The 21,432-nt window shown below is 70.9% G+C and carries 22 protein-coding genes and 1 tRNA gene; 8 read left to right on the forward strand and 15 right to left on the reverse strand.

Annotated features, from left to right (window positions below; all coding sequences use genetic code 11):
• Positions 1-5: 5 nt before the first annotated feature.
• Positions 6-1,298 (reverse strand): amidase, encoded by a 1,293-nt coding sequence (locus tag EJV46_RS04085; RefSeq protein ID WP_165585331.1) that lies wholly within the window; start codon positions 1,296-1,298, stop codon positions 6-8.
• 317 nt (positions 1,299-1,615) lie between these two features.
• A complete protein-coding gene (locus EJV46_RS04090; protein ID WP_131547312.1) occupies positions 1,616-2,335 on the reverse strand; it encodes a DUF1028 domain-containing protein in 720 nt (239 codons plus the stop codon).
• A gap of 113 nt (positions 2,336-2,448) precedes the next feature.
• Between EJV46_RS04090 and EJV46_RS04095 the strand changes: the two genes are divergently transcribed.
• The 3 genes from EJV46_RS04095 to EJV46_RS04105 are packed head-to-tail and all read left to right on the forward strand — an operon-like array spanning position 2,449 to position 5,194.
• Positions 2,449-3,429 (forward strand): tripartite tricarboxylate transporter substrate binding protein, encoded by a 981-nt coding sequence (locus tag EJV46_RS04095; RefSeq protein WP_240782391.1) that lies wholly within the window; start codon positions 2,449-2,451, stop codon positions 3,427-3,429.
• Positions 3,430-3,462: 33 nt separating this feature from the next.
• Entirely contained in the window at positions 3,463-4,236 is a 774-nt protein-coding gene (locus tag EJV46_RS04100; protein ID WP_131547313.1) for an NUDIX domain-containing protein, read from the forward strand.
• 43 nt (positions 4,237-4,279) lie between these two features.
• A complete protein-coding gene (locus EJV46_RS04105) occupies positions 4,280-5,194 on the forward strand; it encodes a pirin family protein (RefSeq protein ID WP_131547314.1) in 915 nt (304 codons plus the stop codon).
• Between the two features lie 33 nt (positions 5,195-5,227).
• Here the strand turns inward: EJV46_RS04105 and mazG are convergent, their stop codons facing one another.
• From mazG to EJV46_RS04150, 9 genes are all read right to left on the reverse strand, one after another.
• A complete protein-coding gene (mazG, locus tag EJV46_RS04110) occupies positions 5,228-6,013 on the reverse strand; it encodes a nucleoside triphosphate pyrophosphohydrolase (RefSeq protein ID WP_131548022.1) in 786 nt (261 codons plus the stop codon).
• Positions 6,014-6,119: 106 nt separating this feature from the next.
• On the reverse strand, positions 6,120-6,914 hold the full coding sequence (locus EJV46_RS04115) for an MBL fold metallo-hydrolase (RefSeq protein ID WP_131547315.1): 795 nt from the start codon (positions 6,912-6,914) through the stop codon (positions 6,120-6,122).
• Positions 6,911-7,681 carry a TatD family hydrolase gene (locus EJV46_RS04120; RefSeq protein WP_131547316.1) on the reverse strand — a complete coding sequence of 257 codons (771 nt, stop codon included), beginning with the start codon at positions 7,679-7,681 and terminating at the stop codon, positions 6,911-6,913. The genes EJV46_RS04115 and EJV46_RS04120 overlap by 4 nt, the downstream gene beginning before the upstream one ends.
• Positions 7,678-9,201 (reverse strand): methionine--tRNA ligase, encoded by a 1,524-nt coding sequence (metG, locus tag EJV46_RS04125; RefSeq protein ID WP_131547317.1) that lies wholly within the window; start codon positions 9,199-9,201, stop codon positions 7,678-7,680. The genes EJV46_RS04120 and metG overlap by 4 nt, the downstream gene beginning before the upstream one ends.
• 21 nt (positions 9,202-9,222) lie before the next feature.
• Positions 9,223-10,227, reverse strand: a complete 1,005-nt coding sequence (locus EJV46_RS04130; protein WP_131547318.1) for a DNA polymerase III subunit delta' — start codon at positions 10,225-10,227, stop codon at positions 9,223-9,225.
• A complete protein-coding gene (gene tmk, locus EJV46_RS04135) occupies positions 10,224-10,841 on the reverse strand; it encodes a dTMP kinase (RefSeq protein ID WP_206020697.1) in 618 nt (205 codons plus the stop codon). The genes EJV46_RS04130 and tmk overlap by 4 nt, the downstream gene beginning before the upstream one ends.
• Positions 10,838-12,049: a D-alanyl-D-alanine carboxypeptidase family protein gene (locus EJV46_RS04140; RefSeq protein WP_131547319.1), complete on the reverse strand. Its 1,212-nt coding sequence runs from the start codon at positions 12,047-12,049 to the stop codon at positions 10,838-10,840. Before EJV46_RS04140 ends, tmk begins: the two co-directional genes overlap by 4 nt.
• Positions 12,050-12,098: 49 nt before the next feature.
• The gene (locus tag EJV46_RS04145) at positions 12,099-12,965 is read right to left on the reverse strand and encodes an RlpA-like double-psi beta-barrel domain-containing protein (RefSeq protein WP_131547320.1); all 867 of its coding nucleotides are present in this window, start codon (positions 12,963-12,965) and stop codon (positions 12,099-12,101) included.
• Positions 12,962-13,909, reverse strand: a complete 948-nt coding sequence (locus EJV46_RS04150) for a lytic transglycosylase domain-containing protein (protein ID WP_240782392.1) — start codon at positions 13,907-13,909, stop codon at positions 12,962-12,964. Before EJV46_RS04150 ends, EJV46_RS04145 begins: the two co-directional genes overlap by 4 nt.
• Positions 13,910-14,076: 167 nt before the next feature.
• Between EJV46_RS04150 and EJV46_RS04155 the strand changes: the two genes are divergently transcribed.
• The 3 genes from EJV46_RS04155 (at position 14,077) to EJV46_RS04165 (ending at position 16,388) form a co-directional block, all read left to right on the forward strand.
• Positions 14,077-15,477 (forward strand): MmgE/PrpD family protein, encoded by a 1,401-nt coding sequence (locus tag EJV46_RS04155; protein ID WP_131547322.1) that lies wholly within the window; start codon positions 14,077-14,079, stop codon positions 15,475-15,477.
• A 4-nt stretch (positions 15,478-15,481) separates the two neighbouring features.
• On the forward strand, positions 15,482-16,255 hold the full coding sequence (locus EJV46_RS04160) for an SDR family NAD(P)-dependent oxidoreductase (RefSeq protein ID WP_131547323.1): 774 nt from the start codon (positions 15,482-15,484) through the stop codon (positions 16,253-16,255).
• Between the two features lie 43 nt (positions 16,256-16,298).
• Positions 16,299-16,388, forward strand: a tRNA-Ser gene (locus EJV46_RS04165).
• Between the two features lie 165 nt (positions 16,389-16,553).
• Here the strand turns inward: EJV46_RS04165 and EJV46_RS04170 are convergent.
• Together EJV46_RS04170 and EJV46_RS04175 are read right to left on the reverse strand one after the other, a co-directional pair.
• Positions 16,554-16,976 carry a type II toxin-antitoxin system VapC family toxin gene (locus EJV46_RS04170; protein ID WP_131547324.1) on the reverse strand — a complete coding sequence of 141 codons (423 nt, stop codon included), beginning with the start codon at positions 16,974-16,976 and terminating at the stop codon, positions 16,554-16,556.
• Positions 16,973-17,269: a hypothetical protein gene (locus tag EJV46_RS04175; protein ID WP_131547325.1), complete on the reverse strand. Its 297-nt coding sequence runs from the start codon at positions 17,267-17,269 to the stop codon at positions 16,973-16,975. The genes EJV46_RS04170 and EJV46_RS04175 overlap by 4 nt, the downstream gene beginning before the upstream one ends.
• A gap of 246 nt (positions 17,270-17,515) precedes the next feature.
• Here EJV46_RS04175 and EJV46_RS04180 point away from each other — a divergent pair, with 246 nt between their 5' ends.
• Both EJV46_RS04180 and EJV46_RS04185 read left to right on the forward strand, forming a co-directional pair.
• Positions 17,516-18,196: a hypothetical protein gene (locus EJV46_RS04180; RefSeq protein ID WP_131547326.1), complete on the forward strand. Its 681-nt coding sequence runs from the start codon at positions 17,516-17,518 to the stop codon at positions 18,194-18,196.
• A 277-nt stretch (positions 18,197-18,473) separates the two neighbouring features.
• Positions 18,474-19,064, forward strand: coding sequence for a PEP-CTERM sorting domain-containing protein (locus EJV46_RS04185; protein ID WP_165585332.1), 591 nt, complete (start codon positions 18,474-18,476; stop codon positions 19,062-19,064).
• Positions 19,065-19,177: 113 nt separating this feature from the next.
• Here EJV46_RS04185 and EJV46_RS04190 read toward each other — a convergent pair whose 3' ends face one another.
• Both EJV46_RS04190 and EJV46_RS04195 read right to left on the reverse strand, forming a co-directional pair.
• Positions 19,178-20,719: a tetratricopeptide repeat protein gene (locus tag EJV46_RS04190; RefSeq protein WP_165585333.1), complete on the reverse strand. Its 1,542-nt coding sequence runs from the start codon at positions 20,717-20,719 to the stop codon at positions 19,178-19,180.
• 49 nt (positions 20,720-20,768) lie between these two features.
• Entirely contained in the window at positions 20,769-21,314 is a 546-nt protein-coding gene (locus EJV46_RS04195) for a carboxymuconolactone decarboxylase family protein (RefSeq protein WP_131547329.1), read from the reverse strand.
• Positions 21,315-21,432: the final 118 nt, after the last annotated feature.

Here is a 21,432-nt window from a genome sequence, read left to right on the forward strand (position 1 = left end):
CCGCGTCAAAGGTCCAGCTGGGTCGCCAGCTCCGAGCACAGGAAGGCGCCCAGCCGCGCATCGCCCCCGGGCGCCGCGCAGAGCAGGGCCCCCACCGGCATCCCGCTCTCCGCCTCCAACCCGGCCCGCAGCGTGGCGACCGGCCCGCCGAGCGCCGTGAAGGGGATCACGAAGGACGGGTCGCCCGTCGTCCCGTCCATTGGCGCCACATCAGGCGCCGCCGGCAGCAGCAGCAGGTCGTCCGGCCCGACGCCGCGCCAGAAGTCCTGCCGGAACCGCCCGAGCTCGCGCAGCGCCGCGTGATACGCTTCTTCCGGAATGGCCAGTCCCTCCTCGATATCGGCCGCCAGCCGGGGAGAAATCAGCTCCTTCGGCAGGCGCGCGTGGGTGCGCCCGGCCTCGGCCAGCAGCACGCGGCGATGGGTGAGCAGCACCGCCTCTAGCGAGACCGGCGATCCGGCGCGGCTGACCCGCAGCCCCGCCCCGCGCAGCCTCTCGGCGAAGCCCGCGAGCTGCGCCGCCGTGCCGGGCTGCGTCAGCCGCGCGATCAGCGCGTCCTCCAGCACCAGGATGCGCGGCGGCGGCGCCGTCGCCTCGCCCAGCCGCAGATGCGCGGCCGCATAGCCCGCCGCCAGCAGCGCCGCATCCTGCGCCGAGGCGCCGAAGGCGCCGACCGTGTCGAAGGAGGGCGCCAGCGGCACGATGCCGACGCCACCGATCGCCAGCGTCGAGGGCTTGAAGGCGCAGGTGCCGGTATAGGCCGCCGGCCGGTTCACGCTGCCCGCCGTCTGCGTGCCCAGCGCCAGCGGCACCGTGCCCGCGGCGATGGCCGCCCCCGATCCGGCCGAGGAGCCGCCCGGCGTGCGCCGCAGGTCCCAGGGATTGCGCGTCGGCGGGGCAGGGGAGAAGTAGGCATATTCCGTCGTGTGCACCTTGCCCAGCACGACGGCGCCGGCCGCCCGCAGATGCGCCACCACCGTCGCATCCGCCGTGGCCGGCGGCAGCCCGGCGCGCGAGGGGCTGAAGGCTCGGGTGGGCAGGCCGCGGACGTCGATCACGTCCTTCACCGCGAGGGGGATGCCGTGCAGGGGGCCGCGCCGCGCGCCCTCGGCGTCCAGCGCGCGGGCCGCGGCGAGCGCCTCGTCCACCAGCACATGGACCCAGGCCTGTACGGCCCCGTCGACGGCCGCGATCCGATCCAGGCAGCGCCGCACCAGCGCCTCGGAGGTGAGCTCGCCGGAGCGCATCGCGGCGGCGAGGTCGCGCAGGCGCCCGGCATCTGACACGTATTCACTCACGGGCATCTCCTGGCCAGGGAAGCGCGCAGCGTCTCACCCCCGCCTTGCGCCGTGAAGTACGGCCGCGCGCATCGGACCCGGATGTTGCAACTCTCCGGGCGAGGCGGCGTCGGGGAAGGGTTCATGGAACAGGACATCCACGCGACGCGCGGCCATGGGGCGACGAGATCGGCTTCGGCGAGAAGCCGGGCCTCGTGGTCATCGGCTTCCAGGCCGGCTTCCCCGACCCGGGATCTCCGCTGGGCGGGGCCCGGCGAAGCGGGCGGCATCCGCGCCATCAAGCCCTATCGGGTGCGCAACACGCCGCAGCTTCGTGCCTAGCGGCGGAACTTCAGGTCCAGGCCCTGGCGGCGCCAGGCCGCCTCCATCGCATCCAGATCCGTGCTGCCCGAGGGATTGGCCCGGCGCGGGGCCAGCCGCAACCCCGGCGCCCGCCCGACCCGCCAGAGCTTCAGCAGCCGCTGCAGCTCGTCCAGCGGCGCGGCGTGGTCGTCCACGCGCAGGTCGATGTCGGGGAAATCCTCGGTGGTCACGAGCTTCAGCGCCGCCGACTGCCGCCCGCGCTTGTCGCCTCCCGCACCCTCGCCGGCCTGCAGCGCATTGAGCATCCGATCGGGCAGCGCCAGGTCCTGACGCGCGATGAAGCTCGCCACCGTGTCGGCGATCACCTCCTCGCCTAACAGCATGTTCCCCGCCACCGACCACCCCGTGCCCGAGCGGGAGCTGCACCACTCCACGCAGTTCTTTCCCGTCCAGGCCGCGCTGCGGCCATGGCTGTCGATCGCGTGGACCTGCCGCAGGTGCCTGCCCTCGTCGCCCACCAGCGCGCCCTCGATGGCGGCCGTCGGCGAGAGGCCGCGCGCCATGGCGTCCAGCACGGCCGGCCCGAGATAGCGGTTGGTGATCGACTGGGTGGAGACCGCGCCCACCCCCGTCCGCACGAAGGGGCAGGAGGCGCCCACCGCCAGGGCGCAGGTGGTCACCGCCACGGCGAAGCTGCCCGTTTCGGGCTCATGGGCGAGCAGGGACCAGGTCACGGCGAATCCTCTCCGGGCGCGCGGCGGCCGCGCATCCGAACCTTGCACCCGGAGCCCGGGCAGGGCAAAGCCGGTTGCAAGAACACAACGAGGCTTTCGGGAGAAGCTCCATGATGTCCAGCCCATTGACGCGCCGCGGCCTGCTTGCCGGAGGGGCCGCGCTCCTTGCCGCGCCCGCTTTCGCGCAGAGCCCCTGGCCCGACCGGGCCATCCGCCTGATCGTGCCCTTCGGCGCGGGCGGCGCCATCGACACGCTGAGCCGCACCGTCGCCGCGCGCTTCGCCGAGCATGCCAACGGGCAGACCCTCGTGGTGGAGAACCGCCCGGGCGCGGGCGGCGCCATCGCCGGGGCCTATACCGCCCAGCAGCGGCCCGATGGGCTGACCCTCATGATGGCCGATGTGGGCGCCAACTGCATCGCGAAGGAGATGAATCCGGGGCTGAGCTACGACCCGATGACCGCCTTCACGCCCATCATCCATCTCGTGAAGCTTCCGGGCGGGCTGATCGCCCATCCGGACGTGCCCCATCGCACCGTGCCGGACATCATCGCCGCGGCGAAGGCGCGGCCGGAGGGCTTCACCTTCTCCTCCGCCGGCAACGGCAATGGCAGCCATCTCTTCATGGAGCTCTTCCTGAAGCGGGCCGGCATCCGCATGGTCCATGTGCCCTACCGCTCGGGCGCCGAGATGGTGACCGCGCTGGTGCGCGGCGACGCGCAGTTCGGCTTCCCGACCGTCTCCTCGGCGCTGAACATGGTCCGGGACGGAAGGGCGAGGGCGGTCGCGGTCAGCTGGCCGGACGGGACACCGCTGCTGCCGGGCGTGCCGCCGGTCGCGCGGGACCTGCCGGGCTTCGACACCTCGGTCTGGCACGGGATCGTGGCGCCGGCGGGGATGGAGCGCGGCCTGGTGCTGCGGATCAACGAGGTCTTCGGCAAGATCGCGGCCATGCCGGAGGTGGCGGAGGCGGTCTATCGCCAGCAGGCCGGCCGCATCGTGGGCGGCACGCCGGAGGAGTTCTCCGACTTCATTCGCCGCGACCACGACACCTGGGCGCCGATCATCCGGGAAGGAAACATCCGCTCGGAGTAGCCGGGACTCGCGCGCTGGGCTTCACTGCGCGCCATGAGCATCCCCGTCACGCCCCGCCCCGCCGCCGCCATCCTCCTCCTGCGCGACGGCGCCCCCCATGGACACGAGGGGGGGCTGGAAGTGCTGATGATCTGCCGGGCCAAGGCGATGAACTTCGCCGGCGGAGCGATGGCCTTCCCGGGCGGGCGCGTCGACGAGGCGGATGCGCTGCTGGCCCCGGAGGGCGATCCGCTCGGGGCCTTCCGCATCGGCGCGATCCGCGAGGCCTGGGAGGAGACCGGCATGCTGCTGGCCCGCCCCTCGGGCCCGGCCGCCACCGGCGAGAGCGAGTTCCACGCGCATCTTCGCGAGAAGGGCGTGGCGCCCGACCATGCCGCGCTGACCCATTTCGCCCATTGGGTCACGCCGGAGCAGAGCCCCAAGCGCTTCGACACCCATTTCTTCCTGGCCGAGGCGCCCGAGGGGCAGGAGCCCGTGCATGACGGCAGCGAGACCGAGGAGGCCGTCTGGATGCGCCCAGCGCAGGTCATCGAGGAGGCCGAGGCCGGCCGCCGCACGCTGGTCTTCCCGACGCGGCTGAACCTTCTTCGTCTCTCGCGCCACGCGACCGCGGGCGAGGCGATCGCGGCGGCCCGGGCGACGCCGGTCGTGACCGTGATGCCCCGGCCCGAGCCGGATGGCGCCGGCGGCACCAACCTGCGCATCCCCGAGGCGGCCGGCTACGGCGCGGCCCTCTGGCCGGCGAAGGACCGCCCCTCCTTCGGCGGGACCTGGCCGGGCCAAGAGGGGAGCAATCCGCCCAGGTAATCCGTCACTGGATTTCCGCGGCGCGGCTTCCCATGCTGGGGGCATGGACAACGCACCCCTCCCGCCCTCGATCGAGACCCTGATCCTGCCGCGCGCCCATGACGTGGGCGGCTTCGAGGTCCGCCGCGCGCTCCCGACCAAGGAGCGGCAGATGATCGGCCCCTTCATCTTCTTCGACCAGATGGGGCCCGGGGAGTTCCTGACAGGCAAGGGACTCGACGTGCGGCCGCATCCGCATATCGGTCTCTCCACCGTAACCTACCTCTTCGAGGGCGAGGTTTATCATCGCGACACCCTGGGCAGCTCCCAGCCGATCCGGCCGGGCGCGCTGAACTGGATGACGGCCGGACAGGGGATCGCCCATTCCGAGCGGACCGACCCGGCGCTGCGCGGCCATTCCAACAAGCTCTTCGGCATCCAGTCCTGGGCGGCGCTGCCCCGGGATCGCGAGGAGACGCCGCCCGCCTTCACCCACTATCCGGCCGAGGCTCTGCCCATCCTGGAGGATTGCGGGGCGCGCGTCCGGCTGGTCGCCGGCGAGGCCTGGGGCGCGCGGGCGCCGGTCGAGACCCATTGGCCGCTCTTCTATGCCGACGTGGAACTGGCGCCGGGCGCCGCCTTGCCGCTGCCGGACGTGCATGAGGAGCGCGGCGCCTATGTGGTCTCCGGCGCCGTGGAGGTCGCGGGCCAGCGCTTCGAGGCCGGGCGGATGCTGGTTTTTCGCCAGGGCGACGCGCTGGCGATCCGGGCCGTCGAGGAGGCCGGCCAGGGGGCTGGGCCGGGGGCCCGGCTCCTGCTGCTGGGCGGCGCCGTCATGGACGGGCCGCGGCACATCTTCTGGAACTTCGTCTCCTCCAGCCGGGAGCGGATCAACCAGGCGAAGGACGACTGGGAGGCCGGCCGCTTCGGCAAGGTGCCGGGCGACGACAAGGAATTTATCCCGTTGCCTCGTATCTAGGATTATTTTCTATATAGGCGAAATAGCCTAGGTTTACAAGCCCTGGCGTTTTGCCTCGCGCCAGGCCTCCTCCATCGCGTCCAGCGTGGCGTCGGCCGGTGTCAGGCCCTCGGCGGCCAGGGACGCCTCGACGGCCCCGAAGCGACGCTCGAACTTCCGGTTGGCGCCGTCGAGGCAGGTCTCGGGATCCAGGTCGAGCTTCCGGGCCAGGTTGGCCAGGACGAAGAGCAGGTCGCCGACCTCGTCGGCCAGCCGTGCACGATCCGCCCGCGGCAGCTCGGCCCGGAGCTCGGTGGCCTCTTCCTCCAGCTTGTCCAGCACGGCCGCCGCATCCGGCCAGTCGAAGCCGACCCGGGCGGCGCGGCGGGTGATCTTGGCGGCGCGGGTGAGGGCCGGCAGGCCGGTCGCGATCCCGGCCAGGACGCCGGTCTCGGCCCGGGCGGCGCGCTCGGCATCCTTGCGCTGCTCCCAGAGATCTTCCGTGGCCGTGGCGGAATCGGCCTCGCCGAAGACATGGGGGTGCCGCCGAATCATCTTGGCCGTGATGGCGGCCGCCACGTCCTCGAAGCGGAACCAGCCGCGCTCCTCGGCCATGCGGGCGTGATAGACGGTCTGGAGCAGCAGGTCGCCCAGTTCGTCCATCAGCATCGCGGGCTCCGGGCCGCGGCGGATGGCATCCGCGACCTCATAGGCTTCCTCCACCGTATAGGGCGCGATCGTCGCGAAATCCTGGGCGATGTCCCAGGGGCATCCCGTGTCCTTGTCGCGCAGGCGGGCCATGACCGCGAGGAGGGCATCGATCGAGGGGGCGTCGGTCACTTTGTCCAAGGCGGGCTTCTCCGGTTGTCCACAGGCATAGTTACCGCATAAGATTTATTATGGAAATAATCGACATGGGGAAAAGCCTGTGGATTCAGGCTTCCGATCAGGCCGGCGCCTCCAGGACGAGGCCGTCGACGCCCATCTCCACCCCGGCCGGCAGACGTACCGAGACCTTGCCGAAATCCATGGTGTCGCCCTGATGCGTCAGGATCGTCCGGCGCGGCCGCAGCTCGGCGACCCAGTCGAGCACCTCGTCGAGATTGGCATGCACCGGGTTCGTGCCGGTCGTCATGCAGCCCACGACCCAGGTGTCGAGGCCGCGCAGCCGCTCGAAGGTCTCGGGCGGAAAACGCAGCACGTCGGTCGTATAGGCGAAGCCGCCGATCCGCAGGCCCAGCGTCCGCATCACCACATGGTCCTGGTCGAGGAGCTCGACGGCCATGGGGCCGATCCGGACCGTCTCCCCGGCCGCCACGGCCTGGCCCTCAAGCGCCGGCCGGAAGAAGCCCTGGGTGGCGGGCCGGAAGGCATAGCCGAAGCGCTCCCGCACCTCGCGGAGGGTCGTTTCGGACGCGAAGACCGGCAGGATGCGGCCCGTGGAGCGGTTCACCCCCCGCAATTCGTCGATCCCGGCGATGTGGTCGGCATGGGCGTGCGTCAGCAGCACCGCATCGAAGCCGGCGATCCGGTTGTCCAGGAGCTGCATCCGCAGGTCCGGCCCGGCATCGATCAGCAGCCGCGTGCCGTCCTCCGCCTCGATCAGGGCCGAGGTCCGCCGGCGGCGGTTGCGCGGCTCGGCGGGGTCGCACTGGCCCCAGTTTCCGCTGCCATCCGCTCCCCCGACCGCCGGAACGCCCTGGGACGGACCGGTGCCCAGCAGCGTGATCCGCAGCGTCATGCCGCCTTGGCGAACAGACGGTGGAAGTTCGCGGTGGTGATCTCGCTAATGCGCTCGAGGCTCACGCCGCGGCATTCGGCCAGGACCTTGGCCGTATGGGCGGTATAGGCCGGCTCGCAGCGCTTGCCGCGCAGCGGCACGGGCGCGAGATAGGGCGAATCCGTCTCCAGCAGCAGCCGGTCCTCCGGCAGCCGGGCCGCGACCTCGCGCAGCTCCGTGGACCTCGGAAAGGTCAGGATGCCCGAGAAGGAGATATAGCCACCCATCTCGACGGCCCGGTCGGCCAGCCAGGCGGAGGAGCTGAAGCAGTGCAGGAGAAAGGGGAAGGCGCCCCCTGCCCGCTCCTCGGCCAGGATCCGCGCGATGTCGGTGTCGGCGTCGCGGGCATGGATGGCCAGCGGCAGGCCGGCCTCGCGGGCCGCGCGGCAGTGGCGGCGAAAGCCTTCCTGCTGCACGTCGCGCGGCGACTTGTCGTAGAAATAATCGAGCCCGCTCTCGCCGATGCCGATGACCTTCGGGTGCCGGGCCAGCGCCACCAGCTCCTCGACGCTCGGCATGGTGCCCTCGGCCGCGCGGTGCGGATGGACGCCGACCGTGCCCCAGACCTGCGGGAAGCGGTCCACCAGCCGGACCACCGCCTCGGCCTGCGGCACGGAGGTGCCGATGGTGACCATCCGCTCGACGCCGGCCTCGGCCGCTCGCTTGAGGATCTCCTCGACTTCGGCGTCGGAGAAATAGTCGAGATGGCAGTGGCTATCGACGATCACGCGGCGATCTCAATCTTGCGGAAGAGCGGCGACGGCGGCGGCAGGTCGATGCCGTCGGGCAGCGGCGTGGCGAGCGCGGCGAGGTCGCGGGAGCCGGCCGGGACGCCGAGCTGGTCGAGCAGCGCGGCCATGGTGGCGGGCATGAAGGGCTGTAGCACCGTCGCATAGGCGCGCAAGGCGGTGTGCAGGTGGCGCAGCACCTCCATCATGCGAGTGGGATCGGTCTTCTTCAGGGCCCAGGGCGCCTGGACGGTGATATAGCCATTGGCGCCGCGGACCTGCCGGAAGACCTCTTCCAGGGCGATATGATATTCCTGTGATTCCAGCAGCTTGTCAACCGACTCTACGAGCGTGTCGAGCGGCGCCAGCAATGTCGTGTCCATGTCGCGGACCGGCGGCAGCGAGGGCAGCTTGCCTTCGCAGTTCCGCTGGATCAGGGAGAGCGTGCGATTGGCGAGGTTGCCCAGCACATCCGCCAGCTCCCCATTGAGCCGGTTGACCAGGGCCGAACGGGAGAAGTCGCCATCCTGCCCGAAGGGCACCTCGCGGAGCAGGAAGTAGCGGATCGGGTCCAGGCCGAACTCCTCCACCAGCGCGACCGGATCAATCACATTCCCCAGGGACTTGCTGATCTTCTGCCCCTCATTGGTCCACCAGCCATGGGCGAAGATGCGCGCCGGCGGCAGGAGGTCGGCCGCCATGAGGAAGGCCGGCCAGTAGATGGCGTGGAAACGCAGGATGTCCTTGCCGACGACATGCACATTGGCCGGCCAGAAGCGCCAGTTCTCCGCCTTCGGGTCGGGATAGCCCAGCGCGGTGATGTAGTTCGTCAGCGCATCCAGCCAGACGTACATCACATGCGCGTCGTCGCCCGGCACCGGCACGCCCCATTTGAAGGAGGTGCGCGAAATGGAGAGGTCCGACAGGCCGGACTTCACGAAGCTGATCACCTCGTTCCGGCGGCTCTGCGGCGCGATGAAATCGGGATTGGCTTCGTAGAATTCCAGGAGCTTGTCGCCCCATTCGGAGAGCTTGAAGAAGTAGGAAGGCTCCCTCACCCACTCGACCGGCGCGCCGGACGGCGCGTATTTCACGCCGTCGCGCTCGGTAAGCTCGTCCGGGCCGTAGAAGGCCTCGTCGCGGACGGCGTACCAGCCCTCGTAGGCGCCGAGATAGATGTGGCCGCGCTCCTCCAACCGCTTCCACAGCGCCTGGCAGGCTTCGTAATGCCGCTTCTCCGTCGTGCGGATGAAGGCGTCGTTGGAGAAGCCCATGGTGACCGTGAGGTCGCGAAAGGCCTGGCTCACGCGGTCGGTGAAGGCCCGCGGATCCTCGCCGGCATCCTGCGCGGCCTTCTCCACCTTCTGGCCGTGCTCGTCCGTGCCGGTGAGGAAATAGACCTCGCGGCCGGCCAGCCGGTGCCAGCGGGCGAGCACATCGGTCGCCAGGCTCGTATAGGCGTGGCCGATATGCGGCTTGTCGTTCACGTAATAGATGGGCGTGGTGAGGTAGATCGGCATGATCCGACCTATGGGCTGCCTCTAGCGCCCTCGCAAGGTGTCCATTGCGACCAGCACGGCCTGCCGGCGATCGAGCGACAGGCGCTCGGTGTCCTGGACCAGCTTCCGCACGGCTGCCGAGGCCTCGACCCAGCCGGCCAGCGGCCGGGCGGCGAGCCAGCCGGGCGCGGCGCCGCCCCGCGCGGCCTCGCGGAGGGCCTGGGAGAGGTAGCGCAGCAGCAGGTTGAAGAAGGCCGGGAAGGCCAGCGCCGCCTCCCGGCCGCCGATGCGGTCCGCGAGGGCATAGGCGCCCTGGGCGCCGGGCAGGTTCTTCAGCGTCGCCTCGGCCAGGCGGGCCAGCTCCACCCCCTCGCCCGCCGCCAGCTCCAGCGCCCGCCCCGGCGAGCCCTCGGCCAGGACGGCCAGGGCGTCGCGCTCGCCGCGCGGCATCTCGGGCAGCCAGTCGGCCAGGAGCGTGTCCATCACCGGCCGTTCGAGCCCGACGAGCTCCAACCGGCGGCAGCGGCTGCGGATGGTGGGCAGCAGCCGGCCGGGCGCGGAAGTGACCAGCAGCAGCACGGTCCGCGGCGGCGGCTCCTCGAGGGTCTTCAGGATCGTATTGGCCGAGGCCGCTTCCATGGCCTCCACCTCGTCCATCACCACGACGCGCCAGCCACCCTCGGCCGCCGTGAAGTTGAGGAAGGTGCGCGCGGCCCGGGCCTCCTCCACCTTGATGATGTGACGCTTGCCCGGCTCCTGCTGCGGCTCCAGCACCATGAGGTCCGCATGGCTGCCTGCGGCCACCCGGCGCAGGATAGGATCGTTGTCCGGAAGCTGCAGCGGCGGCGCGCCTTCCGCCTCGCGCGGCTGCCCCGCGAGCAGCCAGCGGGCGAAGCGATAGGCCAGCGTCGCCTTGCCGATCCCGGGCGGGCCGGTGAAGAGCCAGGCATGCGCCAGACGACCGGAGCGCGCAGCGGCCGCGAGGCCGGCGGCGGCCTCAGCATGGCCGAAGAGGGTAGGATTGGCGCGGGGCGGCGGCGGCGTCACGACAGGCCCAGCCTCTCGCGGCAGACGGCCAGGATGGCCGCGCTCACGACCTCCCGCGGCTGCGTGGCGTCGATCACCGCGAAGCGGGCCGGCTCGGCCTCCGCCTGCCGCAGGAATGTCTGCCTGACGCGGGCATGGAACTCCGGCCCGAGCGTCTCGTAGCGGTTGGTTTCGCCCCGCGCGCCGGCCCGGGCCAGCCCGGCCTCGACGGGCAGGTCCAGCAGCAGGGTCAGGTCGGGCGCGACGTCGCCCAGCAGCGTGGCGCGCAGCTGCGTCCAGACCTCCCGGGGGGCGCCCTGCCCACCCACCTGATAGGCGAGCGTGCTGTCGAAGAAGCGGTCGCAGACCACCCAGCTCCCGGCATCGAGGCTGGGCCGGAGGCTGCGGGCCCAGTGCTCGCGGCGGGCGGCGAAGTGCAGGGCCATCTCGGCAAGCGGATCCCAGGGGCGGGAGAGCAGCAATCCGCGCACGGCCTCGGCACCGGCGGATCCTCCGGGCTCCCGGGTTCTTAGGACCGGATGCCCTAGTGACGCTAAGGCAGAGCTAAGAATTCTAACCTGGGTAGATTTACCTGCGCCCTCGCCGCCCTCGAAGCTGATGAAGCGAGGAATCAAGTCCCGCCGCCGATCATGCGCGAGATCACCGCCGGAATCCGCGCCACCACGCCCAGCCGCTCCACATCCGCCCCGGCGTAGAGCGGCAGCGTCATCGGCGGCACGCCGCGGCCGGACACCTCGATCCGCCCCAGCTCCTGCCCCTTCACGACGGGCGCGGGCACCGGCGCGTCGAAGCGCACCTTGGCCTGCAGCGTCTCGCGCCAGCCGCGCGGGACCGTCGCCACCACCTCGCGCCCGCCGACCAGCGGCACGGTCGGGCGGTCACCAAGATAGACCGGCACCTGGTCGATGGTGTCGGCGGCCCGGAACAGCACGACATTGTCGAACTCCCGGAATCCCCATTCGATGAGCCGCTCCGATTCCTCCGCGCGGGCACGCATGGTCGGCAGCCCGCCCACCACCAGGATCAGCCGCCTCTCGCCCCGCTTCACGCTGGCGGTCAGGCAGTAGCCCGCCTCCTCGGTATGCCCGGTCTTCAGCCCGTCGGCGCCGTTCACCTTGCCGAGCAGCGGGTTGCGGTTCTCCTGGGTGATGTTGTTCCAGCGGAAGCTGCGCTCGCTGTAGAGCCGGTAGGAATCCGGATGGTCGAGGATCACCCGCCGGGCGAGCGTCGCGAGATCCCGCGGCGTCATCCGGTGCTCGGGATCGGGCCAGCCGGTGGCATTGCGGAAGGTGCTGGAGGTGAGCCCGATCTCCCGGGCCATGTTCTGCATGACCTCGGTGAAGGCGCGCTCCGAGCCGGAGATCCCTTCGGCCAGCGTGATGCAGGCGTCGTTGCCCGACTGGATGATGACGCCGCGCGAGAGATCGTCGACGGAGACGCTGGAGGCGCGGTCCAGGAACATGCGCGAGCCGCCCATGCGCCAGGCCGTGTCGCTGACCTGCATCATCTGGTCGGCCCGGATCCGGCCATTCCTGATGTACTCGAAGACCACATACATGGTCATCAGCTTGGACATGGAGGCGGGCGGCATGCGCTCGTCGCCGCCCTTGTTCATCAGCGTCGCCCCGGTCTCGAAGTCGATCAGCACGACATTGCGCGCGATCGTCTCCACGGGGCCGATCGGCGAATTGGCCGGAGGCGCGGACGGCGCGGCGGGGGCACGGGCCTGCGGACGGGGCGCGGGCGTGTGGCGAGGCTGCGCGACGGCGGGGGCGGCGAGGCCGAGGGTGGCGGAAGCCCCGATCAGGGAGCGGCGGAGCATGTGGGAATCCCCCTGGGAAACGGGCACGGATGGGCCATACGCCCGGGCGCTATTCCACCGCAAGCCGCAGGTCGGGCTGACCTGCGGCGAGCGCGCGGGCCAGGGCCGCATCCGCCTCCGGAATGGTCGAATATGGGCCTGAACGGACGCGCCATTGCTGCTGGTGCCCCGGCGGGCCGAAGGGCTCGGCGCGGCCGCCGATGCGGGCGGCCTGGGCCTGAGCGAGGTCGCGGCGGAAGAACCGGCCCGCCTCCAGCCAGATCGAGCCGGCATAGGTCACCGGCCCCTGCACGACCTGCTCCGGCAGGCGCTCGGGCTCACGCGCCGCCGCCGGTGCCTCGGCGTCGCGCACCGGCGTCGCGGCGGCGGCCGGGCCGGCCGAGCCTCGGGCGCCGGTCGGCGGCGCCAGCCCTTCCCGCTCCACCCGGCCGACGGGCGCGGCCTGGATTGGCAGCACGTCCTGCCCGGACAGCCCCTCCATCGCGGCCCGCGAGGCCTGTCCGTCGATCACCACCCGCGCCCGGAACGGGCCGCGCGCGCCCAGCAGTTCGGCGGCGCGGGGCGTCACGCCGATCACCCGGCCGGCCATCTGCGGGCCGCGATCGTTCACCCGCAGCCGGATCGAGCGGCCGTTCTCCAGATGGGTGACGGTGACGATGGCCGGGAGCTGCAGGGTGCGGTGGGCGGCGAACATCCCGCGGCTGTCGCGCAGCTCGCCATTGGCCGTGAGTCCCGGCCCGGCCGAGGGAAGGATGGCGGCGATGCCGCTTTCGTCGAGCTCGAATTCCTCGCGCGGATAGGACCAGATCCCGCCGCTGCGATAGCCCTCGCCCAATGCGTAGCGCGGCTGCGGCACGACGGCCGGTGTCCGCGCGCAGCCGGCCAGCAGAAGGACCGCCAGGAAGGCGTGCCTCACGCGACCCTGTCCGAGAGCAGCCCGACCGCCGTCGCGTAGAAGTTCGACGGGTTGTAGCGCCGGATCTGCATGAAGTTCTGGCCGACCATGAAGGCCTGCGTGTCGCCGCGCGAGAGGCCGGGGATCACGACCGCCCAGTCGCCGCCATGGCCGGGAAGGCCCCCGCCGCTGGCCCGCGCCACGCCCATGCGCGCCCATTCGGCCATCGCCCTGGTCTGGCGATGATCGGCAAGCGTCGTGTCGAAGCCCGCCGGCAGCAGCACCTCGAAGCCCCAGATCTCGCCTTCGCGCCAGCCGGGGCCGGAGCGGCCGAGGTAATTGGCGATGGAGGCCAGCGCGTCGGCCTTGTTGTCCCAGATGTCGCGCCGGCCGTCGCCGTCGAAGTCCACGGCCAGCCGCTCGAAACTCGTCGGCATGAACTGGGGATTGCCCATGGCCCCGGCATAGCTGCCGCGCATGCGCTCGAATCGGACATGGCCGGCGTCGAGAATTCGCAGCGCGGCCATCAGTTCGGCGCGGAAGAAGGTGGCGCGCCGGCCCTCCCAGGCCAGCGTGGCCAGCGCTTCAACCACGTTGAAATTACCCGTGAATCCGCCGTAATTCGTCTCCATCCCCCAAATGGCGACCACGATCCGCGCGGAGACGCGGTAGCGCGCCTCGATGGCCTGCAGGAGGGCGCGGTTCTCGGCGAAGGCGCGGCGGCCGGCATCGATCCGGGTCTGGGACAGGCGGGCGTCTCGGTATTGCGGCCAGGTCTGCGTGAACTCGGCCTGGCGGCGGTCGAGCTCCAGCACGCGATCGTTCGGCTGGAGGCCGTTCAGCGCGCGGTTGAGCGTGTTGGCGCTGACGCCGGCGCGGCGGGCCTCGGTGCGGACGCCGTCCAGGAAGGCGGAGAAGCTCCCCTGCCCGCGTGCGTTCCGGGCGAAGGCCGGGGTCGCCGCCAATGCAGATGCATAGGCTGGCAGGAAACGTCGCGTGAACATGGCGCCCTAAGTGGCACTTCCGGCGCGCCGCTGCAACGCGAATGGGCGCGGCCATGCTGGCGTGACGCGGACGGCTCTGGTTTACTGCGCGAAATCCCCAGCGGAAATCCCTCAAGGAGGTCGCGTCCATGACCGATGTCACCGCCCAGTTCGCGCGCTATGCCGCGGCGATTCGTCACCAGGACCTGCCGGCCGAGGTCGAGACCCGGACCCGCTTCCTGATCCTGGACCTCGTCGGCAACATCGTCCGCGGCCGGCACGACGCCGAGAGCAGCGCGCCCCTGATGGCCGCCGCCCGGACCATGGGCCTGGCGCATGGCAACCACGCCGTCCTGGGCGAGGCGAGCCGCTGGTCCCCGGCGGGTGCGGCCCTGCTGAACGGCGCCTTTGCCCACAGCCTCGACTTCGACGACACCCATGCCGCCGGCACGCTGCACCCAGGGGCGCCGGTGATCCCGGCCGCGCTCGCCGCGGCCGAGCTGACCGGCGCCTCGGGCAAGGACGTGATCGCGGCCATCGTGGCCGGCTACGAGGTGACGAACCGCCTCGCCGTAGCGCTGCCGGGCGGCGACCACTACGACCGCGGCTACCACCCGACCGCCACCTGCGGCGTCTTCGGCGGCGCTGCCGCGGCGGCGCGGATCATGGGCCTCTCGGCCGCGCAGATCGAGGACGCCTTCGGCATCGCGCTCAGCCAGTCGGCCGGCAGCCTGCAATTCCTCAAGAACGGCGCCTGGACGAAGCGCTTCCAGGTGGGCTGGGCGGCGATGGCCGGCCTCTCCGCCGCGCTGCTGGCCCGCGAGGCCTTCCGCGGCGCCGGGGAGGCGCTGGAGGGCAAGGCCGGCTTCCTGCGCGCCTATGCGCCCAACCCCGTGCCGGAGCGCGCGGTGCGCGGCCTGGGCCAGGAGTTCGAGCTGATGGAGACGGCGGTGAAGCCCTATCCCTCTTGCCGCTACGGCCATGCCAATGTGGACGCGGCGCTGGCGCTCCGGGCCGAGCACGGCCTCAAGGTCGAGGAGATCGAGTCGGTCACCATGGGCCTGCCCAACAAGGGCATGCTTTTGGTGGGCGCCCCCCTCGCCTACAAGCAGAACCCGCAGAACGTCGTGGACGGCCAGTTCAGCGGACCCTTCGTCGTCGCCTGCGCGCTGGCGCACGGGCATTTCGGCTGGGACAGCTACCCCAGGATGAACGCGCCCGAGCTGCGCGCGCTCATGCCGAAGATCGAATGCGTGGAGGATCCCGAGGTGCAGGCCGAGTTCCCGGCCTATATGTCGGGCAAGCTGACGATCCGCGCCCGCGGCCAGGTCTTCACGAAGAAGGTGGTGATCCCGAAGGGCGAGCCGGCGAACTTCCTCACCGAGGCGGAACTGCGGGCCAAGTTCCACGGCCTGGCGGATGCGGTGCTGGGCGCCCCCCAGGCCACCCAGCTGGCCGATGCCGTGATCGGGCTGGCGGGAGCCGCCGACGTGAATGCGCTGACCCGCCTCGGCGTGCCGCGCATGGAGACGCGGCTCGCCGGCGAATAGGGCCGTGACCGATCGCGTCGCGGTGGTGACCGGCGCCGGCCGCGGCATCGGCCTCGCCACCGCGCGGCGCTTCCTGGCCGAGGGCTGGCGCGTCGCGCTGCTCGATATCGACCTGGAGCTCGTGACGGCGGCCGCCGCCGGTCTCGCCGGCGACGCGCTCGCGCTCCGTTGCGACGTGGCCGATGCGACGGAGGTCGGCGCCGTCATCCGACGGGCCGCGGACCATTTCGGCCGGCTCGACGCGCTGGTGAACAATGCCGGCACAGCCGTCTTCAAGCCCATGCTCGAGACCACGCCCGAGGAATGGGCGCGGGTGCTGGCCGTGAACCTGACCGGGCCCTTCCTCGCGGTGCAGGCCGCCGCGCCGCTGATGGCCGCGACGGGCGGCGGCGCGGTGGTGAACGTCACCTCCATCTCGGGGCTGCGCGCCTCGACGCTCCGGGTGGCCTATGGGACGAGCAAGGCGGCGCTGGCCCATCTGACCAAGCAGCAGGCGGTGGAGCTGGCCGGGCTCGGCATCCGGGTGAACGCGGTGGCGCCCGGCCCGGTCGACACGGCCATGGCCAAGGCGGTCCACACGCCGGAGATCCGCGCGGATTACCACGATGCCATCCCGCTCAACCGCTATGGGCTGGAGGGCGAGCTGGCCGAGGCCATCTTCTTCCTCTGCAGCGAGGCCTCGAGCTACGTCACCGGGCAGGTCCTGGCGGTGGATGGCGGCTTCGAGGCGGCCGGGATCGGGCTTCCGACGCTGCGGAACACCCGGCGCAACCTTTGAGGGCTTGCGCAGCCGCGATTGTTTCGCGACATGCAGGGCACGGGGACAGGTGGCCGAGCGGTTTAAGGCTCCGGTCTTGAAAACCGGCGTGGGGGCAACCCCACCGTGGGTTCGAATCCCACCCTGTCCGCCAGTCCACAGAATTCCGCTCCGCCACGCGCCTTCGCGCTCCACAACGGAAGGAACGTGCTCTCCCTGACAGGAAAACCCGTCTTGGTCGGCCCTGCGCTCTTGATGTCGCAGGGCGTCCCCTCGCTTGCGGCCGATCGGTTGCGCGGTCCCGCATTGGTCGGTTGCCCTACGCCTGCGCCTCGTCGAACGGGTTCAACGTCCGCACGCCGAGCCCACTGACATCGGCTGTATTGCGCGTGACGAGAACGAGGTCGTGGACCTGCGCTGTCGCGGCAAGCAGGGCATCAATGACCGGGACGGATCGTGCTGCCGACATCCGCCCCCATGCGTCGGCCACCGCTGGATTCACGCCGATGACGCGAGCGCCAAATACGTCGGACACTTCGCGAAGCCAGCGCTCCAGCGCTCCCGCCTTCACCGGATCACGAGGGCGGACGCTCTCGATTCCCTTTCGGACCTCGCCGAGCGTCAACGCGCTGAGGAACAGGTCGCGATCCTCGACCGCCGCCCACCAGGAGGCGACGCTCGCATGGCATCGCGGCCCCTTCCGGATCTCCGAGATGACGCTGGTGTCGACGAGCCAGGTCATAGGTCGATCGCACGTCCGGTATCGCGGGATCGGGTGAGATCGATGTCGTCCAGCGGCGCCGCGGCGAGCAGGTCCTTCAGGCTGCGCGTCGGCTCCGGCCCAAAGCGGCGACGGAGGAGGGCCCGCGCCTCGCCGGCCTGGTCGGGGTCGGCCAGCGCCGCTGCCACCGCCCGGACGAGAGGCGCATCCTCGCCGCGTACCTGCACCTCAACGCGCTGCAGGCCGCGGCTGCGCAGGCGGCGCCGATGCTCGGCGACGGCAGACGGCGGCTTGGCTGTGGATTTCGCAGGCATGGGGGTGTTCTCAACGTGTTGCCGGTAACATATCCGGAAATACAGGCCGATCTCAAGGGAAACGCTGGCATCCCTCCGCCAGCCGCCGCCATCCGCACCGGAAGCGCAACGATGCCGGGGAGCTTTACACCTCCACTCGCCAGGGCGCGACGTTGCTTGCCGGCCTCTCCCCTCCTCCTGTTCAGTGAGGCGGCGCCAGACGCAGGCTCGCGCATGGCGCTCCGACGATCGAGGAGGAGCAGGCGAATGCCCATCGGCAAGACCGACGTTCTCGCGGCCCTGAACGACCCCACGCTTCAACGGCTGAAATTCAGCATCGGGCAGACGATGATCGGCCCCGACGGCTTCCGTGATGTTCACGGCGCGATCGCGAACGACCGGATCGCGGTGGTGCCCAGCGGGTCTCAGAACCAGGACATCGCCTTCTACAACATGAAGACCAATGCGATCGAGGTTCCTCGGAAAAATCCGCCGCTCAACCTGAGCGATCGGGCACAGCTGGTCCACGAATGCGTCCATGCGATGAACGACCTGCACATGGTCAACGAGGTCACCCTGGTGGAGGAAGCCGCGGCCTACCTGGCGCAGCTGAGCTTCATGACGCTCAACATGCCGCCGCCGATTGTCCCTCGGCCGTCGCCGCTGGATCCGCGGCTCGGCCCTCTCATGCGGCTGATGGTCGCCTGCAACGATGTCGCCGCGCGGTACCGTCTGACGGAGGCGGCAGGATTCGGCGCCAGCATCTCGGCCGTCGATGCCTTCTTCCTGGCCCTCAGGGTGCGTGGCGTCCCCGCCTATGCGAGGCTGGGCATCTACGAGAGGAGCAACGACTGGCCCGGCGTGCCGGGCGGTGGAATGGAGGACCTGCGGAGGGTGCTCAGGGGCGCCCGGCATCAAGGCCGCGGCCAGGGGCCGGCCATATTCTAGCGTCTTGGCCGCCGAGTTCGCCGCTCTCGCGGCGGGAGCCGGGTATGGCCGCTGAAACAAGGCGAGGGTCCGTGCCGGGTCGAAGCCGAGGAAGGCGCGGCCTCCGCCGTCAGTCGGAAAATGTGACAGCAGGCGCGCCACGAGAATGTCTGTGTTGGAAGGGTTCAACAACATACGCAAGTTGCTCGCTAATTTCTTCCCCTGCGCCGTGGCACACCGATTGCTTTATGAGAGCCGAGGCGCTGAACGGCAGCGAATCAAGCAGGGAGAGTCTTCCATGAAGTTTTCATTCGCGGCCCTGACCACCTCGGCCCTAGCCCTTCTCGCCGTCATGGTCGGCACCGTCCCCGCGCGGGCCGCCTTCATCGACGCCGAGATGACAGCGTCCTATCAGTACCCGACCCTCGGAAGCATTTACGGATCGGCCACCTGGACGCCGGTGACCTTCCTGGTCGGGGGCGGGGTTGAAACCCAGGCCAACATCGAGGGCGTGACCGGCATCGCCGTCAATTTCTCGGCCAGCGCCCTGTCGCTTCTCCTCACGACGATACTCGACGGCCCGACCTGGGCCTCCGTTCCCTTCAACGGCCCGGTGTTCACGGCCACGGCGCCACTCGGCATCTCCGGCGTTTCCGTCAACGCCACGACCACCATGGCCGGCTTCGATGCCAGCAGGGTCGCCTTCACCGGCAGTGACATCCGCATCGACTGGGGTGGCCTCAGCTACACCAATGGCACCGTCGTAGCCCTGGACTTCACCTTCGTCCCGGTCCCCGAGCCGGCCACCATCGCGTTGCTGGGCTTCGGGTTGCTGGCCCTCGGCGCCGCGGCGCGCGGACGCGCGGCGCCCCAAGGCTCGCCAGGCTGAGGCGCGGCGCCATGCTGCCTTCATGACCGTCCGCCCCAACACCCCGGCCGAAGGCCGCGCCCTCCTCGCCGGGGAGATGCAGCGCAGAGGCACGGTGGTGCGCGAGGCCCGGATCACGCCCGGCTGAGGGCGGCCGCGTCGAGGTAGATGGCCTCCAGCTCGCGGCACAGCGCCACCGGGTCGCAGGCCGGGCTGGCGGCGAGCGCGGCGCGCTGACCGGCACGGCGCTGGGCGAGACCTTCCGGCTCCCGCGCCAGGCGCGCCGCCAGCTCGACGAAGCCCGCCCCATCCGCCGCGACATACTCGCCCAGCCCGGCCGCCATGAGGATCGAGCGGCTCGTGCGCCCGGCCCAGCGGTCGCCGATCGTGGTCAGCACCGGAACGCCCTGCCACAGCGCCTCGGCCGTGGTGGTGCCGCCATTATAGGGAAAGCTGTCGAGGGCGACGTCGAGGCGGGCATAGGTCCGCAGGAAGTCGTCATGCGTGCCGCTGCCTTCGAGCGCGATGCGGTCGTCCGATACGCCCCGGGCGGCAAGGCGCGACAGCAGGTCCGCCCGGTTCGAGGCCTGGTCGAGCGCGCGGTTGCGCAGCAGCAGCCGTGCATCGGGTACGGCCCGCAGCACGGCCGACCAGGCCGCGATCGTTGGATCCGTCAGCTTGTAGGCCGAGTTCAGGCTGCCGAAGGTGATGTGGCCGGCCTCCAGGCAGGGCGGCGGGGCGACCGGCGGGGTCGGGTAGAAGACGTCGAAGGGCAGATAGGTCTGGGCGACGCGGCGGATGGGCTCGCTGCAGAACGCCTCCTCCTCGGGCGGGATGCTCCAGCGATCGCCGACCAGGGCGTCGAGATGGGGCAGGCCGGTCGTGCCGTACATGCCGTTCCAGGCGACCTGCACCGGCGCCGCGCGGTGCAGCAGGAGCGACAGCCGCGCCTGATGGCTATAGCCGTTGAGGTCCACGAGCACGTCGATCCCGGCCTCGGCGAGGAGCCGCGCCAGCTCGGCATTGGGCAGGCCCCCGACCTCCCATATGCGGTCGTCGGGATGGTCGCGATAGCCGGCCTCGGCACAGGGCGGCGGGCCGTCGGCGATGAGGTGGAGCTCGAAACGGTCGCGGTCATGTGCGTTGAGCACGCCCATGTACATCTTCATCCAGTTCCGCTCGTGGAAGAAGGCGCCGTAATAGGCGAGGCGCAGCTTCGCGCCGGGCCGATGCGCCGGCGCGAGCGGCGTGACGCCGGCCGCCTCGGCCTCCGCCCAGTGGCGCCGGATCTCCAGGATCGCGGCATTGCCAAGCTCCGGGTCGCCGGGCACGATCACGGCGAGGCTGCGCAGCGCCGCGGCGCGGGTGGTCGCGTCGCCCTCCCGCCACGCCCGGGCGTATTCGCGCACGGCCTCCGAGACATGGCCGATGGCGAAGAGCGCCTTGGCGAGGTTGACGCGCAACCGCGCCTGCTCCGGCCGCAGCCGCAGGGCGCGCCGCCAGGCCGGGACGGCTTGCCCGTATTCCAGGCGCGAGGCCGCGGCATGGCCCAGCCCGTACCAAGCGTCGAAGCTCTCCGGCTCCGTGGCGAGGATGGCCTCATAGGCCAGGATGGCCTCGCGCGTGCGGCCCGCGAGATGGTGCTGGTCGGCCTCGGCGAGGCTGGTCTGGTCCATGGAGGCAGCATAGCGGCGGGCGGCGTAGGCCGGAATCCCGGGGCCTCGCTCAGCCTGGGAAGGGGTACTTCTCCAGGTACTTCTGGTACTCGGGCTCCACATCGATGGCGAGGCTCGCCAGCGTGCGCACCACCGCGCAGTAGAAGGCCGCCGTGACCGTCAGGTCCACCATCGCCTCGTTGTCGAAATGCTTCTGCAATTCGGCGAAGGTCTCCGGCGACATGCCGCCCGCATAGACCTCGCGCGCGCCCTTCAGCACGAGCTTCGCCAGCGGCTCCAGCCCGTTCGGCCGGCCCTCCGTCTCGGCGATCAGCGCCGCGATGTCCTCGTCGGTGACGCCGAAATCGTAGCCGATCTTCACATGGTGCGACCATTCATAGGGGGAGCGCGCCAGCCAGCCCACCTGCAGGATCGCGAGCTCGCGCAGCCGCGCATCGAGCTTCATGCCGTAGCGGATATACTGCCCGAGCCCGCTGAAGGCGCGCGCCGCGCCGGGGCTGTTCACCAGGCAGCGGTGCAGCGTGATCATGCGCTTGAGCAGCGGGCGATCCGCCTCGGCGAGGTCTTTCGGATCGAGATAAGGCAGGCGGGCCATCATAACCTCCCAAGGATTCTTGCCGCCCAGCCTGCGGGTTCCGCGCCGGCTTGAACAGCCGCCCGCGGCACTTTGACCGATGCCGATTTCCGGCACAGATTGCTCTCCAAAGACAATC

Source organism: Roseococcus sp. SYP-B2431 (assembly GCF_004336745.1).
Classification (GTDB): domain Bacteria; phylum Pseudomonadota; class Alphaproteobacteria; order Acetobacterales; family Acetobacteraceae; genus Roseococcus.

Excerpts from the sequence above, each read along its gene's own strand:
- EJV46_RS04140 (WP_131547319.1), bottom strand. The coding sequence starts at position 12,049 with ATGCTCCGCCGCTCCCTGATCGGGGCTTCCGCCACCCTCGGCCTCGCC.
- metG (WP_131547317.1), bottom strand. The coding sequence starts at position 9,201 with ATGCCGATCTACCTCACCACGCCCATCTATTACGTGAACGACAAGCCG.
- EJV46_RS04100 (WP_131547313.1), top strand. The coding sequence starts at position 3,463 with ATGAGCATCCCCGTCACGCCCCGCCCCGCCGCCGCCATCCTCCTCCTG.
- EJV46_RS04185 (WP_165585332.1), top strand. The coding sequence starts at position 18,474 with ATGAAGTTTTCATTCGCGGCCCTGACCACCTCGGCCCTAGCCCTTCTC.
- EJV46_RS04155 (WP_131547322.1), top strand. The coding sequence starts at position 14,077 with ATGACCGATGTCACCGCCCAGTTCGCGCGCTATGCCGCGGCGATTCGT.
- EJV46_RS04170 (WP_131547324.1), bottom strand. The coding sequence starts at position 16,976 with ATGACCTGGCTCGTCGACACCAGCGTCATCTCGGAGATCCGGAAGGGG.
- EJV46_RS04175 (WP_131547325.1), bottom strand. The coding sequence starts at position 17,269 with ATGCCTGCGAAATCCACAGCCAAGCCGCCGTCTGCCGTCGCCGAGCAT.
- EJV46_RS04115 (WP_131547315.1), bottom strand. The coding sequence starts at position 6,914 with ATGACGCTGCGGATCACGCTGCTGGGCACCGGTCCGTCCCAGGGCGTT.
- EJV46_RS04195 (WP_131547329.1), bottom strand. The coding sequence starts at position 21,314 with ATGGCCCGCCTGCCTTATCTCGATCCGAAAGACCTCGCCGAGGCGGAT.
- EJV46_RS04190 (WP_165585333.1), bottom strand. The coding sequence starts at position 20,719 with ATGGACCAGACCAGCCTCGCCGAGGCCGACCAGCACCATCTCGCGGGC.
- EJV46_RS04105 (WP_131547314.1), top strand. The coding sequence starts at position 4,280 with ATGGACAACGCACCCCTCCCGCCCTCGATCGAGACCCTGATCCTGCCG.
- EJV46_RS04095 (WP_240782391.1), top strand. The coding sequence starts at position 2,449 with ATGTCCAGCCCATTGACGCGCCGCGGCCTGCTTGCCGGAGGGGCCGCG.
- EJV46_RS04180 (WP_131547326.1), top strand. The coding sequence starts at position 17,516 with ATGCCCATCGGCAAGACCGACGTTCTCGCGGCCCTGAACGACCCCACG.